Source organism: Curtobacterium sp. MCBA15_013 (genome assembly GCF_001865095.1).
In the GTDB taxonomy this organism is placed as follows: domain Bacteria; phylum Actinomycetota; class Actinomycetes; order Actinomycetales; family Microbacteriaceae; genus Curtobacterium.
Window position 1 is genome coordinate 64,978 of record NZ_MJGQ01000006.1, and the last position, 15,905, is coordinate 80,882.

Annotated in this window: 13 protein-coding genes and 1 tRNA gene; 5 read left to right on the plus strand and 9 right to left on the minus strand. The window is 71.3% G+C overall.

Annotated elements, in window-relative coordinates:
- Positions 1 to 31: 31 nt before the first annotated feature.
- Positions 32 to 2,092 (minus strand): MDR family MFS transporter, encoded by a 2,061-nt coding sequence (locus BIV01_RS04450; protein WP_071302069.1) that lies wholly within the window; start codon positions 2,090 to 2,092, stop codon positions 32 to 34.
- Positions 2,093 to 2,276: 184 nt separating this feature from the next.
- Between BIV01_RS04450 and BIV01_RS04455 the strand changes: the two genes are divergently transcribed.
- On the plus strand, positions 2,277 to 3,257 hold the full coding sequence (locus BIV01_RS04455) for a phosphotransferase (protein WP_083413759.1): 981 nt from the start codon (positions 2,277 to 2,279) through the stop codon (positions 3,255 to 3,257).
- A 25-nt stretch (positions 3,258 to 3,282) separates the two neighbouring features.
- Positions 3,283 to 3,702, plus strand: coding sequence for a hypothetical protein (locus tag BIV01_RS04460; protein WP_070417838.1), 420 nt, complete (start codon positions 3,283 to 3,285; stop codon positions 3,700 to 3,702).
- A 33-nt stretch (positions 3,703 to 3,735) separates the two neighbouring features.
- Here BIV01_RS04460 and BIV01_RS04465 read toward each other — a convergent pair whose 3' ends face one another.
- From BIV01_RS04465 to BIV01_RS04475, 4 genes are all read right to left on the minus strand, one after another.
- A complete protein-coding gene (locus BIV01_RS04465; RefSeq protein WP_070417837.1) occupies positions 3,736 to 5,184 on the minus strand; it encodes an SPFH domain-containing protein in 1,449 nt (482 codons plus the stop codon).
- A gap of 145 nt (positions 5,185 to 5,329) precedes the next feature.
- Entirely contained in the window at positions 5,330 to 6,157 is an 828-nt protein-coding gene (nadE, locus tag BIV01_RS04470; RefSeq protein ID WP_139199207.1) for an ammonia-dependent NAD(+) synthetase, read from the minus strand.
- 39 nt (positions 6,158 to 6,196) lie between these two features.
- The gene (locus BIV01_RS19255) at positions 6,197 to 6,376 is read right to left on the minus strand and encodes a hypothetical protein (protein WP_070417835.1); all 180 of its coding nucleotides are present in this window, start codon (positions 6,374 to 6,376) and stop codon (positions 6,197 to 6,199) included.
- Between the two features lie 194 nt (positions 6,377 to 6,570).
- Positions 6,571 to 8,667: a choice-of-anchor G family protein gene (locus BIV01_RS04475; protein WP_071302072.1), complete on the minus strand. Its 2,097-nt coding sequence runs from the start codon at positions 8,665 to 8,667 to the stop codon at positions 6,571 to 6,573.
- 417 nt (positions 8,668 to 9,084) lie between these two features.
- Here BIV01_RS04475 and BIV01_RS04480 point away from each other — a divergent pair, with 417 nt between their 5' ends.
- Both BIV01_RS04480 and BIV01_RS04485 read left to right on the plus strand, forming a co-directional pair.
- Positions 9,085 to 9,528: a MarR family winged helix-turn-helix transcriptional regulator gene (locus BIV01_RS04480; RefSeq protein WP_070417833.1), complete on the plus strand. Its 444-nt coding sequence runs from the start codon at positions 9,085 to 9,087 to the stop codon at positions 9,526 to 9,528.
- A 141-nt stretch (positions 9,529 to 9,669) separates the two neighbouring features.
- On the plus strand, positions 9,670 to 11,103 hold the full coding sequence (locus tag BIV01_RS04485; protein ID WP_071302073.1) for an MATE family efflux transporter: 1,434 nt from the start codon (positions 9,670 to 9,672) through the stop codon (positions 11,101 to 11,103).
- Between the two features lie 109 nt (positions 11,104 to 11,212).
- Here BIV01_RS04485 and BIV01_RS19655 read toward each other — a convergent pair whose 3' ends face one another.
- Positions 11,213 to 11,380 carry a hypothetical protein gene (locus tag BIV01_RS19655; RefSeq protein ID WP_156794831.1) on the minus strand — a complete coding sequence of 56 codons (168 nt, stop codon included), beginning with the start codon at positions 11,378 to 11,380 and terminating at the stop codon, positions 11,213 to 11,215.
- Between the two features lie 406 nt (positions 11,381 to 11,786).
- Here BIV01_RS19655 and BIV01_RS04490 point away from each other — a divergent pair, with 406 nt between their 5' ends.
- Entirely contained in the window at positions 11,787 to 12,926 is a 1,140-nt protein-coding gene (locus BIV01_RS04490; RefSeq protein ID WP_071302074.1) for an AI-2E family transporter, read from the plus strand.
- A 193-nt stretch (positions 12,927 to 13,119) separates the two neighbouring features.
- On the opposite strand, the gene argG is transcribed toward BIV01_RS04490, so the two are convergent.
- The 3 genes from argG to BIV01_RS04505 all read right to left on the minus strand — a co-directional run bounded on the left by argG (position 13,120) and on the right by BIV01_RS04505 (position 15,844).
- Positions 13,120 to 14,562 (minus strand): argininosuccinate synthase, encoded by a 1,443-nt coding sequence (gene argG / locus BIV01_RS04495; RefSeq protein WP_070417830.1) that lies wholly within the window; start codon positions 14,560 to 14,562, stop codon positions 13,120 to 13,122.
- A gap of 90 nt (positions 14,563 to 14,652) precedes the next feature.
- Positions 14,653 to 14,727, minus strand: a tRNA-Arg gene (locus BIV01_RS04500).
- Positions 14,728 to 14,740: 13 nt separating this feature from the next.
- Positions 14,741 to 15,844, minus strand: a complete 1,104-nt coding sequence (locus BIV01_RS04505; RefSeq protein ID WP_071302075.1) for an epoxide hydrolase family protein — start codon at positions 15,842 to 15,844, stop codon at positions 14,741 to 14,743.
- Positions 15,845 to 15,905 lie beyond the last annotated feature (61 nt).

Below are 15,905 nucleotides of genomic sequence, written 5' to 3' on the forward strand. Positions count from 1 at the left end.
CCTCCCGCGGTGGCGGGAGGCCCCGTGCGGCCTAGCGGTCCGACGCGCCCCGCTGGACGGGGATCGAACCGGTGACGGGAGCGGTCGGCGAGCCCATGGTGTCGGCGGCCTTGACCGCCTGGACCTCGAGGTCGTCAGCCGTGCCCTCGTTGTCCGCCTGCTCCTGCAGGGCCGAGCTCTTGCGGAGCGGCGGCGCCTTGAAGAACCAGCTCAGGACGAAGGCGAGCAGGATGACCGCGAAGCCGACCCAGTAGACCGTGACGGCCGACGAGTTGAACCCGGTCATGAAGGGCCTGGTGAGCGCGGCGTCCGCACCGTTCAGGTAGGAGGTGTCGCTCGTCTCGCTGCTCGACGCGCCCTTGTCGCTCGTGCCCTTGTCGATCTGCTTCGACAGTGCCGGGGCGAGGTCGTCCACCCAGTACGTGCGCTGGGCCGAGTCGGACCAGTCGACGACGAGCTTGCCGTCCTGCACGGACGCGTGGGCCTTGTCGGCGGCGGCGGTGAGTGCCTGCTGCTGCACGGCCTCGGGAGCGCCGGCCGTGGCCTGGGTCACCTGCGCGGTGGCCTGGTCGAGCCCGGACTGGACCTGCTGCTTGATCGGGGTGACGATCGGGTTCCAGATCTGGTCCATGACGCCCTGGTTCGCCTTGGCACTGGCGACCGTCGGGTTGAGCGCCGCGTCGAGTGCACCGGTCAGGTTCTTCTGGTCGGCCGTCGCGTGCAGGATGTTCGCCGGCATGATCGAGAACAGGACGCTCAGGAGCACCGCGGTGCCGAGCGTTCCGCCGATCTGGCGGAAGAACGTCGCCGAACTGGTCGCCACACCCATGTCACGCGGCTGCACGGAGTTCTGCGAGGCGAGGGTGAGCGACTGCATGAGCTGGCCGAGGCCGAGCCCGATGAGGAACATGCCGATCATCAGGAACCAGAGCGGCTTGTCGATGGTCATGAACGTCAGGACGACGTAGCCGAGCGAGACGAGCGCGGTGCCGATCACCGGGAAGATCCGGTACTTGCCGGTGCGGGCGACGATCTGGCCGGAGGCGATCGAGGCGATCATCAGCCCACCGATCATCGGCAGGGTCGCGAAGCCCGACTCGGTCGGGGTGAGCCCCGTGACGATCTGCAGGTACAGCGGGATGGTCAGCATGGCGCCGAACATCGCGAAGCCCACGAGGAAGCCGAGGATCGTGGCCATCGAGAAGACGCCCGAGCGGAAGAGCTTCAGCGGGATGATCGCGTCGTCCTTCATGAGCGTCTCGATGACGAGGAAGGCGACCAGGCCGAGGGCACCGATGACGTAGCAGGCGATCGCGGCGGCCGAGCCCCAGCCCCAGGTGCGGCCCTGTTCGGCCACGAGCAGGAGCGGGACGAGGGTCACGATGACCGAGGTCGCGCCCCACCAGTCGATGCGCGGCTTCGCCTTGGCGTCGCCGAACTTCGGCAGGTGCAGGAACGCGATGACCATGAGGAGCGCCGCGATGCCGATCGGGACGTTGATCAGGAAGACCCAGCGCCAGCCGGTGACGCCGAGGATGGTCGACGCGCCGGAGAAGAGCCCGCCGATGAGCGGACCGATGACCGAGGAGATGCCGAAGACGGCCAGGAAGTACCCCTGGTACTTCGCGCGCTCGCGGGGAGCGAGGATGTCGCCCATGATCGCGAGCGGCAGCGACATCAGCGCACCGGCACCGATGCCCTGGAAGGCACGGAACGCGGCGAGCATGATCATCGACGTCGACATGGTCGAGAGCAGCGAGCCGATGATGAAGACCGCGATGCCGAAGATGTAGAGGGGACGACGGCCGAAGACGTCGGAGAGCTTGCCGTAGATCGGCGTGGTGATCGTCGACGCGATCAGGTAGGCCGTGGTGACCCAGGCCTGCTGGTCGAGACCGTGCAGGTCGTCGCCGATGGTGCGGATGGCCGTGCCGACGATCGTCTGGTCGAGCGACGAGAGGAACATGCCGGCCATGAGGCCGTAGATGACGAGGAGGATCTGGCGGTGCGACATGATCGGCTTCCCCGGCTGGCCGGCCGGGGAGCTCTGTCGTCCGCGCGACACCTCGACGGGTGCGGTGGCAGTAGACATGGGGGTCCTTCAGGGGTGCGTGTGGTGGTCGTGGTCGCGAGGGACGCCGGGGCGTCGTGGCGGGCCGTTGACGGCGGGTCAACCTTGCAGACGCTGCAACTTTACACTATGAGCACCTTTGCTACATACGCAATCTTTCCCATTGTGCATGTTTGTGAACGCCTCCTCAGGTACCGTGGGCCGCATGGGGCGGACGACGTGGACCGATGTGCCGGCAGTCCTGCGGGAGCGCATCGAGACGGTGCTCGGGGTTGCGGTGGCACAGGCCGAGTCACAGGCGGGCGGGTACTCCCCCGGTGGCGCCGACCGGGTGGTCACCGCGGACGGTCGACGAGCGTTCGTGAAGACGCTCTCTCGGTCGCGGAACCCGGACGGCTTCGGGATGCACGAGCGTGAGGCCGAGGTCATGGGCCACCTGCCCGGTTCGGTGCAGGCGCCTCGGCTGATCGACACCGTGCGCGGGACCGTCGACGGCGACGATTGGATCGCCCTCGTCATCGAGGACGTGGACGGACACCACCCCGGCACGGCGGGCGACGGGTCCGACGTCACCGCCGTGCTCGACGCACTCGACACGCTGCCGACCGCCACCGGGACGCTCGCACAGCTCCCGCGCGTCGCGGACGACCTCGTCGAGGACTTCGGCGCCTGGGACCGGATGGCCGCCGCAGGCGTCCCCGACGTCGTCCCGGCGCACGTGGTCGCCGCTGCGCCCGCGATGGCGCGGGCGGCACGCGGCGCCGCGGCGGCCGTCGACGGAGGTTCCCTGGCGCACGTCGACTGCCGCGCCGACAACCTGCTCGTCGACGCGGACGGTGTCGTCTGGGTCATCGACTGGCCGTGGGCGGCCGTCGGCGCGCACTGGCTCGACCCGCTCACCTACCTGCTCGACGTACTGGTGCGCGGCGAGGACGCCGACGTCGAGCACCACCTCGCCACCCACCGGGTGTTCGCGGGGGTGCCGGCGTCGAGCGTGGACGCGGTCCTCGCCGGGCTCGCCGGGACGTTCTTCGAGAAGGCGTCACGCCCGGCGATCCCGCACATGCCGACGCTCCGGGACTTCCAGCGACGCGAGGGGCTGGCGGCCGCCGAGTGGCTGCTGCGACGGTGGGGAGGACTGCCGCCGGGGGAAGCGCCCACGTACCCCGCTGTCCAGGAAGCGTGATCCGGTCGAGCGTACCGTCCCGCCCATGACTGACGAGCACGAAGGCCAGCGTCCGGAAGACGACGCTGCGCGGCTCGGACTCGTCGTCGTCGGCGAGGCAGCAGCACTGCACTCGGGCGACGAGGCGGCCCTGGACGCGAGCGAGCAGAACATCCGCGACACCATCGACGAGATGATCGACGAACCGTTGACCGAACGGCAGGAGCAGGTGGTCGAACGACTGGCGTCGGCCGGGGGCACGCTCACCGCGGGTCTCAGCGGTGCCCTCGCCGCGCAGACCGGCCGGAGCGTCGACGACATCCTCGAGGGAGCCGCCCGCAGCGTCGTCTGGCAGCAGCGCCTGGCGGACCAGCGCCGGGACGGACACGACGGCGCCGGTGAGCGCGAGGACGCCGGCGGGCAGCAGCGCGACCGCCGCGACGACGACGGGCGCGACGAGGACTGACCCCCGCCGCGCCCGCGCCGGACGACGGTTCGGCTACTCGGCCGCCGCGGACTCCTGCTCACGCACGACGGCGCGGGCTGCGGCCTGCCCCGTCGTGGTGCTCTTGACGATGTCGCTCAGCGTGAAGCCGGCCGTCGTCCCGAGCAGGGCGTCGACTTCGCTGAACTGACTGACCACGCTCTTCGAGAGCGCTCCGGCTCCGTCGGAGGACACGACGGTCAGCTTGTCGATGTTGCCCATCGGGGCCGCGAGCTCGCGGGCGATGCTCGGCAGCGTCTCGATCGCCTTCACCCGGAGGACGGCCTCGGAGTGCTGGGCGAGTGCGTCCGCCTGTGCCTTCGTGGCGTCGGCCTCGGCCTGGCCCTTGGCGCGGATCGCGTCGGCGGCAGCTTCACCCTCGGCGCGGGAGGCGTCGGCCGCGAGCTTGCGCGCCTCGGACTCGGCCTGGGCCTCGGCGGCGATCGCCTCGGCCGAGATGCGTCGGGCCTCGGCCTGGGCACGGGCGGTCTCGACCTGGGCAGCGGCAGCCGCCTCGGCCTCGACGCGGGTCTTGCGCGCCTGCGCCTCGGCCACCGCGGAGACCTCGGACTCGAGCTCGGCACGGCGGAGTTCGGCACGCTTCTGCGCGGTCAGCTGCTCCTGCTCGACGACGCCCTGCGCCGCGCGGGCCTGGGCGAGCGGGCCGGCGGCAGCGGCTTCGGCGGAGGCACGGTCGGCATCGAGCTGCAGGGCGGCCCGACGGATCGCGAGGGTGTTCTCCGCCTCGGCGATGGCCTGGTCGGCCGTGGCACGGGCTTCACGCGCTTCGCGGTCGGCCTGGGCCTCGGCGTTCTCGGCCTCGAGCCGGACCCGCGCGCGCTCGGCACGTCCGAGGTCACTGATGTAGTCGTTGCGGTCGGAGATGCCCTTGATCTCGAACGAGTCGACGTCGAGTCCCTGGCTGTGCAGGGCGTCCTTCGCGACGTCGAGCACGGCGACGGTGAGCTGGTCGCGGTTGCGGATGATGGTCGACACGTCGGTCGCACCGATCGAGGCACGGAGGGAACCGGACAGGACCTCGCGCGCGAAGTCGTCGATCTTCTTCTCCTGGCCGAGGAACCGCTGCGCGGCGGCGCGGATCGACGCGTCGGCCTCGCCCACCTTGACGAGCGCCACGGCCTCGACGTCGATGGTCACGCCGCGGGAGTCCTGTGCGTTCACGTTGATGTCGATCGCGCGCGAGCTCAGCGAGATCTTGGCGACGCGCTCGAAGAACGGTCGGACCAGGACACCGGCGCCGAGGACGACCTTGATGCCGGACTCGACCGTCTCGGTGCCGTCGGGGTTCTTCACCTTGCGGGAGCGCTTGCCGGTGATGATGAGCGCTTCGTCGGCGCCGGCGTTGCGGTAGACGAGCTTCGCGTAGATCAGCACGATGACCGCCAGGACGACGACCCCCACGACGATCAGCGGGACGGCTCCGAGCGCGAACAGGACTTCCATGACTCCCCCTCGTGGAACAGGCCGCAGCCTGGATTCCGCATCTGTTGTTCCGTTGGCTCCCATCGTAGGAGAACGCACGGACAGACAGGAGGCGCGGTGCGGGACGGACCCGCACCGCGCCTCCTGGACGGGGTCGCGTCAGCGCCTACGCGCCCGCACGCCACCAGTCGTCGAAGGGCGTCGCCGGGACCTGGCGCTTGTGCTCCGTCGCCCGGTAGCGCGACTCGATCGCCTCGGCGACCTCGATCGGCACGTCGTGGCCCTGCAGGTACGCGTCGATCTCGGCGTACGACAGCCCGAGGTTCGCCTCGTCCGTCTGGCCGGGCGTCTCGTCGAGCAGGTCGGCGGTGGGGGCCTTCTCGTACAGGCGGGCCGGGGCGCCGAGGTGCTCGAGCAGCTGCCGGCCCTGGCTCTTCGACAGCCCGGTGAGCGGGGTGAGGTCGACACCGCCGTCGCCGTACTTCGTGAAGAAGCCGGTCACGGCCTCGGCCGCGTGGTCGGTCCCGACGACGAGGAGCCCCCGCTGCCCGGCGACGGCGTACTGCGCGACCATCCGCATCCGGGCCTTGACGTTGCCCTTCACGAAGTCGCTCAGCTCCACGCCTGAGGCCGCGGTGTCCTGCACGACCCCGTCGACACCGTGCTCGATGTTGACGGTGATGCCCGGGTCGGCCGCGATGAACTGCAGCGCGAGCTGGGCGTCGTCCTCGTCGGCCTGCACGCGGTACGGCATGCGGACGGTGGTGAACTCGGCGGGGTGCCCCTCGGCGCGGAGCGACTCGACGGCGAGCTGGGTCAGGCGCCCGGCGAGCGTCGAGTCCTGGCCGCCGCTGATCGCGAGCAGGTAGCCCTTGGCACCGGTGGTGAGCAGGTAGTCCCGGAGGAACCCGACGCGACGGGCGATCTCCTGCTCCGGGTCGATGGTCGGCTGGACGTTGAGGTCCGCTGCGATGGCGGCTTGGAGTTCACGCACCACCCCAGTATCCCGCTGCATCCGCCGCGTGCACAGGGTTCAGTGGACGCGATCCGCGCCGACCGGACGGATGGTGTTGTCGTGGTCGGCCCCGATCGCGCAGGTGCAGACGACGCCGATGGTCTCCTGCGCCCGGGTGAGCACGAAGCGTTCGACGTGCGGGGGCCCGACGTGGCGGTCGAGCGGGTGGGTGTCGTGGTCGTGCACGGTGGTCCTCACGTCGCGGTCGGAAGCGGTCGGTAGCGGTCGGAAGCGGTGGATCGAGTGCGTCCGGCCGGGAGGCGCCGGCCGGCGGACGAGGGGTGCCGGTGCGGCGGTGGCCCGAACCACCACCGCACCGGCGGGACCGCGGCGACCCGAACGCGCCGCGGACCCGGGAGACGGGCGCCGGTACCCGCCGGCGCCCGTCCGGGTCAGGCTCGACGCATGCGCCGCGCGACGAGCGTGCCGCCGCCGGCCGCGAGGAGCAGCCCCGCGAGGAGCAGCAGCGGCAGGAGCTCGGCACCGGTGTAGGCGAGGCTCCCGGCACCCGTGCCGTTGCCGACCGCACCGGCACCGGCACCGCCCGCGCCGCCTGCGCCGCCGGGGCCGCCTGCGCCTCCGGGGGTCCCCGGCGTGCCGGGCGTACCGGGCGTACCCGGCGTGCCCGGGTCGGTCGGGTCGACCGGTGCTGCTGCGACCGCGAAGGTCACCGCGGCGGGGTCGCTCACGAGCGTGCCGATCGTCTCGACCGCCTCGGCCTCGTGGTCACCGACGGCGACCCCGGGGAACGTGACCGTCCACGTGCCGTCCTCGTCCGCGACGGTCGACTGCGTGCCCTCGTCGTCACCGTCGAGCGTGACGTCGACGTCAGCGCCCGGCTCCGCGGTACCCGTGACCGGCACCGAGGTGGTGTCGTCGTCCGCCGGGACCGTGTAGTCCGTCCCGTCCTCGGGCGAGGTGATGGCGATGCCCGCGAACGGGTCCGCCTGCACGGTCGCCGTCGCGAGGTCGACGGTCGCCAGGTCCGCCGCCGGCAGGAGCTGCACGCGGACGGCCCGGACCGTGGTGGCCCCGGTGTCGTCGGCGGTCGGCTCGGTGAACGCCGGGGCGGTCTGCGAGTTGATCGTGACGGAGACGAGCTGGTTCACCACGTCGAGCAGCGGGTCGAGCGCCGTGACGGTCGACGTGATGGTGGTGAGCAGGGTCTGCACGGTGTCCGCCACGAAGTCCCCGCCGAGCACGTCACCGAGGATGCCGGTCAGCGCCGGGACGATGGTCGAGCCGAGCAGCGGCTGCAGTAGTGGGTCGAGCGTGCCGAGCACCGGGCCGAGGATCCCGTCGCCGGCGACCGTGAGCGTGGCGCCGTCACCGGTGCCGAGCAGGTCCCCGACGGTGGTGTCGACCGTGAGGGTCAGCCCCGCCACGTCGGCTCCGAGCAGGTCGACGCCGGTGTCCACGACGAGCTGCACGTCGGCGACGTCCAGGGCGTTCGTGAGCGTCGTGGTGAGGAGTGCCGGCAGCTGCTCGGTCAGGATGTCCGAGATCGCGCCGGTGATCTGCGCGTTGATCGTCGCGTCGTCGAGCAGCGTGGTGTTCGCCGGCAGGTCGTTCAGCGTGTAGAGCTGCGCGAGGTCGATCGTGACCACGCCCGTGGACAGGTCGATCGTGACCGGCCCGTCGGTGAGCGGCTGCTGCGTCACGGTGGCGAGCGCACCCTGCAGGTCCACGTCGGCGGTGAGCTGGGCGGTGGTGTCGTCGAGCGTCAGGACCCCGAGCCCGAGGGTGTTCACGGCGTCGGTCACCGGGTCGAGCAGCGCCGCGGTGAGGTCGGTGGTGAGACCGTCCTCGCCGATCGCCGCGTTCACGGTGTCGTCGGTGGTGCCGAGCGTCGTGTCCAGCGACGTCACGAGCTGCTGGACGGCGGGGCTGACGAGCCGGACCTGCGCGCCGGCGACCTGGTAGTCGGTGGTGACGTCCGGAGTGCCGAACGTCCGCGTCGCCTCGGCCCGGGCGGACAGGGCGCCGAGCCCGACCGAGAGCTCGCTCACGACGCCGTCGACGTCGAGGTCGCCGAGCAGCGGGGTGAGGTTCACGGTGGCGCCGGTGCCGGGGGTGCCCGGACCGACCTGGATCGCGCCGTCCGCGCCGACGGCTCCGGCGGCCGCGACCGCCGAGGTGGTGTCCGTGCTCGCGACCTGGCCGGCGACGCCGACGTTCACGAGACCGTTCTGGCCGAGCAGCTGGATGCCCCCGGGGACGTTGATCCCGATGCTGTTCAGCACCGAGAGGTCGAGCGGGTCGGACTGCCCGGCGGTCGCACCGCCGGGAGCGGTCGCGCCGAAGGACCCGGCGAGCGCCGCGACGCTGTCGAGGTCGACGGAGCCGCTGCCGGAGAGCAGACGACCCTCGGCCTGGGTCGCGTCGGTCGCAGCGGCGTGTGCGGGGAGGGCTGCTCCCCCGATGATCACGGCCGCGACGGTGGCCGTGGCGCCCGCGCGGAGCGCGAAGCGTGTTGCAGTGCGTGGCATGGTGCCTCTTCCTCCAGGCGGAGGTCGTCCGCCTGCTGATCCATCCCCCGCTGGTGGGGCGGGAGATCCGACGGGCGCGCTGGTGGGGCGGCCCGGAGTCACGTGTGCGCGTCGTGCTGCGCGCGGGCGCGGCTATCCGGGGTGATCACCCCCGGCGAGGCGGGGAGCGGTGCAGGCAGCGTCGACGGACGGGCGCATCGATCGTGCGCGCATCGTTCGTCCTCGTGCCATGTCCTGATCCCCCCGGGTGGGCTCGGCTGCGTCGTCGAGCTGAGGATGAGCGGTTGGTGAGACCGCGTTTCCTGTGCAATCTACAAGGGGGGTCCCCCGTCGTGGCGATACCCCCGTTCGGGGCACGCCGTGAACGGATCAGTTCGAGTGTTGACAGTTAGGGATCGAACGGTTAGCGTTCTGATCATGACGCAGCAGGCACCCCGGTTCGACACGCCCCTCCAGCAGATGCGCTGGATCGGGTGGGCGCAGCGCAAGGCGGCCGAGGAATGGGTCCGTGAACGCGACCTCACCCAGGAGCAGAGCTTCGTGCTCGGGTACCTGCAGCACACGCCCGGCGCGATCCAGCGCGACATCGCCGACATCACCCGGACGAGTGCGGCCAGCGTCTCGAGTCTCCTGCAGGGACTCGAGCGCCGCGGGCTCGTCGAACGCCGGGCGGACGCCGAGAACGCCCGGACGAAACGGGTCTTCGCCACCGACGAGGGGATCGCCCTCATCGCCGGCTTCGAGGACGCCATGATCGCCCTCGACGACGTCCTGCTCGCGCCGCTCGACGCCCACGAGCGCGCCACCCTGCAGGAGCTCCTGCACAAGGTGACCGCGGAACTGCCGGAACCCACCCGGTGACCTGACCCGCGCCTCCAGGCCCGTCCAGGAGGCGCGACCCACCCCCCACGCGTCGGCACCCGCCGATCGCGTCATCAGTCATGCCCTGCGGCGCCGACCGACGGTCGGCGCGCGCTCCGCCCTGCCCAGAAGGAGGCAGCCATGAGCACCACAGCACCCGACACCGCCGCGGCGAAGAACCGCTGGTACCTGTCCGCCGCCCCGATCGGTCGCGCGCTCGTCCACCTGTGCGTCCCGATGGCCGCCGCGATGGTCGTCAGCGCCGTCTACAACGTCATCAACGCCGGCTTCATCGGATCGCAGCACGACACCTCGCTGCTCGCCGCGATCACGTTCGGTACCCCGCTCCTCGGCATCATCATGGCCGTCGGCGGCGTGTTCGGCGTCGGTGGCAGTGCCCTCATGTCGCGCATGCTCGGGGCCTCGGAACACGATCCCGCCAAGGCCGAGGACATCAAGCGCGTCGCCTCCTTCGCCCTCTGGGGAGCCGTCGTCACCGGTGTGGTCCTCGCCCTGCTCGGCCTGGTGTTCCTGCACCCGCTCGTCGCCGTGCTCGGCGCCGACGCCGCCGCGGTGCCCGCCACGAGCGCGTACGTCTCGGTCATGCTCGCGTTCGTGCCGGTGCTCGCCGCGTCGTTCGCCCTGGAGCAGATCGTCCGGTCCGAGGGGGCGGCGCGGCAGGCCATGGTCGGGCTCGTCCTGTCGACCGTCGGGAACCTCGTGTTCGACGTGCTCTTCATCCTCGTGCTGCACTGGGGCGTCGCCGGTGCCGCACTCGCCGTCGGCCTCGGCAACGTCGTGGCGATCGGCTACTGGATCGTCTGGCTCCAGCGGAACAGCGCGAACGTGAGCTTCGCACCGAGGTGGTTCACGCTGCGGGCGGACATCCTCGGGCCGGTGTTCGGTATCGGCTCGAGCGAACTGCTGCAATCCGGGTTCCTCATCGTGACGACCCTCGTGCTGAACAACCTCGCGGCCGCCTACGGGGACGACCCGCTCGCGGCCATGGGCGTCGCCGTCCGCATCGCCCAGGTCCCGGAGTTCCTCGTGATGGGCGTGACCATCGGCGTGCTGCCGCTGCTCGCCTACGCCTTCGGCAAGGGCGACGCCGTTCGGCTCCGAGCCGCACTCCGCGGGGCCGCGTTCACCGTCGGGACGATCGTCCTGCTGTTCTCCGGCACGGTGTTCGTCTTCCGCGAGCAGGTCTTCACGGTCTTCTCCGGCGACCACTCGGTGCTCGCGATCGGCCTGACCATCCTCACGGCGCAGCTCGTCGCCACGATCGTGAACGGGTTCACCGGGCTGCTGACCTCGCTGTTCCAGGCCACCGGGATGGTGCTGCCGGCCATGGTGCTGTCGATGGCGCAGGGCGTGCTGTTCATCCCGATCGTGATCGTCGGGAACCTCTGGTTCGGGCTCGCCGGGATCATCTGGGCACTGACCGTGACCGAGGTGCTCGTGTTCGTCGCGGCGCTGGTGCTCTGGCTCGCGTCGCGCGGGCGGATCGCCCGCGGCCTCGCCGAGGGCTCGCCGGAGCGGGCGGACGCGGCGCTCGAGGAGGCGGCGGCGGTCTGACGGGACGCCACGACGGACGGGAGGCGCAGTGCCGGCCGGCACCGCGCCTCCCGTCCGTCAGGTGGCCGCGACAGCTCGTCGCCGGCCGGCCGGCTCGTCGGCGGTCGGTTCAGAGCTGCTCGCCGAGGAAGTCCGCGTAGGACGGCTCGTCCCACGTCGGCCCGACCGCGCGGAGCGTCTCGTCCGCGCCGCCGAGGCGCGCGGCGAGCAGGCCGGCGATGTCCTCGGGCGAGCGCATGCCGTGGCGGTGCCAGTCCTCCTGGCGGCGGGCGGTCACGCGAGCACCAGCTCGACGACGGACACGGCCAGCGGGCCGCGGGGGGTGCGGGGTGAACCGACGAACAGTTCGGCGGGGTGCGAGAACACGTGGACAGTGGCGGTCACGTCGACCAGCCCTTCGTCGGAGTGATGCGCACTCCGGATCCGATCGGACCGTCCCGTTGCGCCAGACCCCGCAGACCGCGAGGAGCATCAAAGGCGACGGAACCCTGAGTCGGTCCGATGTCCCCCAGCGTACTGTCGCGCCACCGTCGGCACGAGAACCGTCCGGAACGCGCACCGGGTGCCCGCCGCCACGTCCTCATCGGATCTCGGACGACGCGGAGCCGTGACCGACGCCGCCCCGGCCGGATCGCCGTCGCCCCGGTACGGTGGGCGGGCACACCCGTACCCCGAGGAGCCCCATGCCCCTGTTCGGCACCCCGCAGCCCCCGCACCCCGACGCACCGCCGAGCCAGGTGGCGAAGCAGTGGTCCGACTCGTTCGGCGCTCTGGCCACCCGCTGCCTGCAGATCATCGTCGTGCTCGTCGTCGTGATCGGCATCGTCTACGCCGCCGCCACGCTCAGCGTCGTCACGATCCCGGTGCTGCTCGCCCTCATCATCGCGTCGGCCATGCACCCCGTCGTGTCCTGGCTGCGGCGGCACCGGGTGCCGTCCGTGCTCGCGACCCTCGCGGTCCTGATCGGCGTGCTCGTCGTGCTCGGCCTCGTCGGCTGGCTCATCGTCGTGGCCGTCATCTCGCAGTGGCCCGACCTGCAGAAGTCGGCCCTGAGTGGGTTCGACCAGCTCCAGGACTTCGCGTCGACGCTGCCGATCTCGATCGACCAGTCGCAGATCGACGATGCCGTGAAGGGCATCCAGGACTTCGTCACCAGCTCGCAGTTCGGCTCAGGCGCGCTCGCGGGGGCATCGGCCACGGCGAACTTCCTCACCGGCCTCGTGCTGATGATCGTGGTGCTGTTCTTCTTCCTCAAGGACGGTCCGGCCATCTGGGAGTTCCTCCTCCGTCCCTTCCCCGGTGCCCGCTACGACCGTGCTCGCCGCGTGGGTGACCGGGTCGTGCAGACGCTCGGCGGCTACGTCCGCGGGACCGCCACCGTCGCCGCGGTGGACGCGATCGGCATCGGCGTCGGCATCACGATCGTCGGGGTGCCGCTCGCACTGCCCCTCGCCGTCGTCGTGTTCATCACGGCGTTCATCCCGATCGTCGGTGCGACGGCGGCCGGCATCCTCGCCGCTCTCGTCGCCCTCGTCGCGCTCGGCCCTGTCCAGGCGCTGATCGTCGTCGGCATCGTCGTCCTCGTGAACCAGCTCGAGGGCAACCTGCTCCAGCCCGTCCTGATGGGCAAGACGCTCAAGCTGCACGGCCTCGTCATCCTGATCGGCCTGACCGCCGGCACGGTGCTCGCGGGCATCACCGGCGCGATCATCTCGGTGCCGCTGCTCGCCGCCGCGTGGGGCGTCGTGCAGGTGTGGGACGGGCCCGACAAGCCGGCGCGCCCGTGGCGGCAGAAGCGCGTGGAGTCCGCCGAGGCGCGCTGACGCGGGCGGCGGCTTTCCGCCGCGTGTTCGACGTTCCGCCAGTCGATCGACAGGCGGAATGTCGGACGATGTACGCGCATCCGATGCACGCGCACACTCCGACGAACCACGTGTCGATCGACGCGTGTGACGTCGCAGAGAAGGGGGCCTCCGCACGCGGCGGAGGCCCCCTTCGTCGTGGTGCAGACCGGCGTCAGTCGGTGCCGGAGTCGAACGCCGCACCCTCGGATGCGAGATCCGTCGCACGACCGAGCGCGTCATCGGCATCCGAGGTGACGACCGCGCCGCCGAGGATCTCCTCCGACTCACCCGACTCGAGCTCGCCGACGAGGTCGCCCGTCGCCCCGCCGATGAGCCCGGCGGCGGCGTACTGCTCGAGGCGTGCCCGCGAGTCGGCGATGTCGAGGTTGCGCATGGTCAGCTGGCCGATGCGGTCGTCCGGGCCGAACGCAGCGTCGCCGACACGCTCCATCGAGAGCTTGTCCGGGTGGTACGACAGCGCCGGGCCCGTGGTGTCGAGGATCGTGTAGTCGTCGCCACGACGCAGGCGCAGCGTGACCTCGCCGGTGACGGCCGAGGCGACCCAGCGCTGCAGCGACTCACGCAGCATGAGGGACTGCGGGTCGAGCCAGCGACCCTCGTACATGAGGCGACCGAGACGGCGACCCTCGGTGTGGTACGACGCGACGGTGTCCTCGTTGTGGATCGCGTTGAGCAGGCGCTCGTAGGCGATGTGCAACAGTGCCATGCCCGGCGCCTCGTAGATGCCGCGGCTCTTCGCCTCGATGATGCGGTTCTCGATCTGGTCGGACGCGCCGAGGCCGTGGCGGCCACCGATCGCGTTCGCCTCGTAGACGAGCGCCACGGCGTCGGCGTACTCGACACCGTTGATCGCGACGGGGCGACCGGCCTCGAAGCGGACGCTCACGACCTCGGTGGCGACCTCGACGTCGTCACGCCAGGCGGCGACACCCATGATCGGCTCGACGATGTCCAGGCCGCTCGAGAGCTCCTCGAGGCTCTTCGCCTCGTGCGTGGCGCCCCAGATGTTCGCGTCGGTCGAGTACGCCTTCTCGGTGGAGTCGCGGTACGGGAAGCCCCGGGCGACGAGCCACTCGCTCATCTCCTTGCGGCCGCCGAGCTCCTCGACGAACTCGGAGTCGAGCCACGGCTTGTAGACGCGCAGCCGCGGGTTCGCCATCAGGCCGTAGCGGTAGAACCGCTCGATGTCGTTGCCCTTGTACGTGGAGCCGTCGCCCCAGATGTCGACGCCGTCCTCCTTCATGGCGCGGACGAGCATCGTGCCCGTCACGGCACGACCGAGGGGCGTCGTGTTGAAGTAGGTCTTGCCGCCGGAGCGGATGTGGAAGGCACCGGTCTGCAGGGCGACGAGGCCCTCTTCCACGAGGGCGCTCTTCGCGTCGACGAGTCGGGCGATCTCGGCACCGTACTCGTGGGCACGACCGGGGACGGCGTCGATGTCCGGCTCGTCGTACTGGCCGATGTCGGCCGTGTACGTGCAGGGCACCGCTCCCTTCTCGCGCATCCAGGCGACCGCGCAGGAGGTGTCGAGACCTCCGGAGAACGCGATGCCGACTCGTTCGCCGACGGGGAGACTGCTCAGGACCTTGGACACGACGTCAATCGTACGGGGAGTCCAGCCGGTACATCGACGTGAGAAGTGCCCCTGGCCGGCGCCGCAGGGACTCGAACCCCTGCGACCTGCTGGTGCCCCTGGAGGGACTCGAACCCCCAACCGTTTCCTTAGGACGGAACTGCTCTTCCATTGAGCTACAGAGGCTGGCCCTCCCACTCTAGCGGCGGAACGGCTCCAGGAAGGCCCGGAGCTCGTCGACGAACAGCCCCGGCTGCTCGAACGCCGCGAAGTGCCCGCCCCGGTCGAGTTCGTGGTGGTACACGAGGTTCGTCGTCCGCTCGAGCCACTCCTTCGGCGCCCGCACGAGGTCCCCTGGGAAGATCGAGAACCCGGACGGCACCTCGACCCGACGCTCGAGCTGCGCTGCAGGAACCGCCGCGTTCGCGTGGTACATCCGCATCGCCGACCCGATCGTCGCCGTGGCCCAGTACTCGGTGAGCAACGCCAGGACCTCGTCCCGCGTGTACACCGACCAGAGGTCCCCGTCGCAGTCGCTCCACGAGCGGAGCTTCTCGACGATCCACGCCGCGAGCCCGGCGGGAGAGTCGTTCAGGCCGACCGCCGCGGTCTGCGGCTTGGTCCGGTGCATCATCGCGTAGGCGCCTTCGTCGTTGCGCCACCGCTCGGTCTCGGCGACGAAGGCACGCTCCGCCTCGGACAGCGTCGACGGGTCGAGCCCGGGCCAGGCGAGCCCGCCGTCGATCCGGTGCACGGCGACGACCCGCTCGGGGTGGTCGAGCGCGAGGTACCGCACGACGTGCGTGCCGATGTCCCCGCCGGACACCGCGAACCGCTCGTACCCGAGGTCGGTCATCAGCCTCGCCCACATCCCGGCGACGGCCCGTGCGTCGATCGGCTGCGGCGGTGCGTCGGAGAACCCGTAGCCGGGCATGTCCGGCACGATCACGTCGAACCCGGCGTCGACGAGCATCGGCAGCACCTTGCGGTACCGCCACCCGGAGTCCGGCCAGCCGTGCGCGAGCAGCACGGGCAGCGCACCCGGCGTCGCCGCGCGGGCGTGCAGCACGTGGATGCCGGTGCCGTCCACCTCGACCCGGCGGGACGGCAGTGCGGCGAGTGCCGCCCGGTGCGCGTCGAAGTCGAACCCGTCCGCCCAGTACTCGACGAGCGGGCGCAGCTCGTCGACGTCGATGCCGAGCGACCACCCGGTCCCGGCGGGCGCGTCCGGCCAGCGGGTCGCGCGCAGGCGCGCACGCAGGTCGTCGATCGTCGCGTCGTCGATCTCGGGGGTCTCCGTCATTGCGGCACGCTACGCCCGCCCACCGACAGCCGGTCGCCACGGCCGACACGGTCCTGGTCCG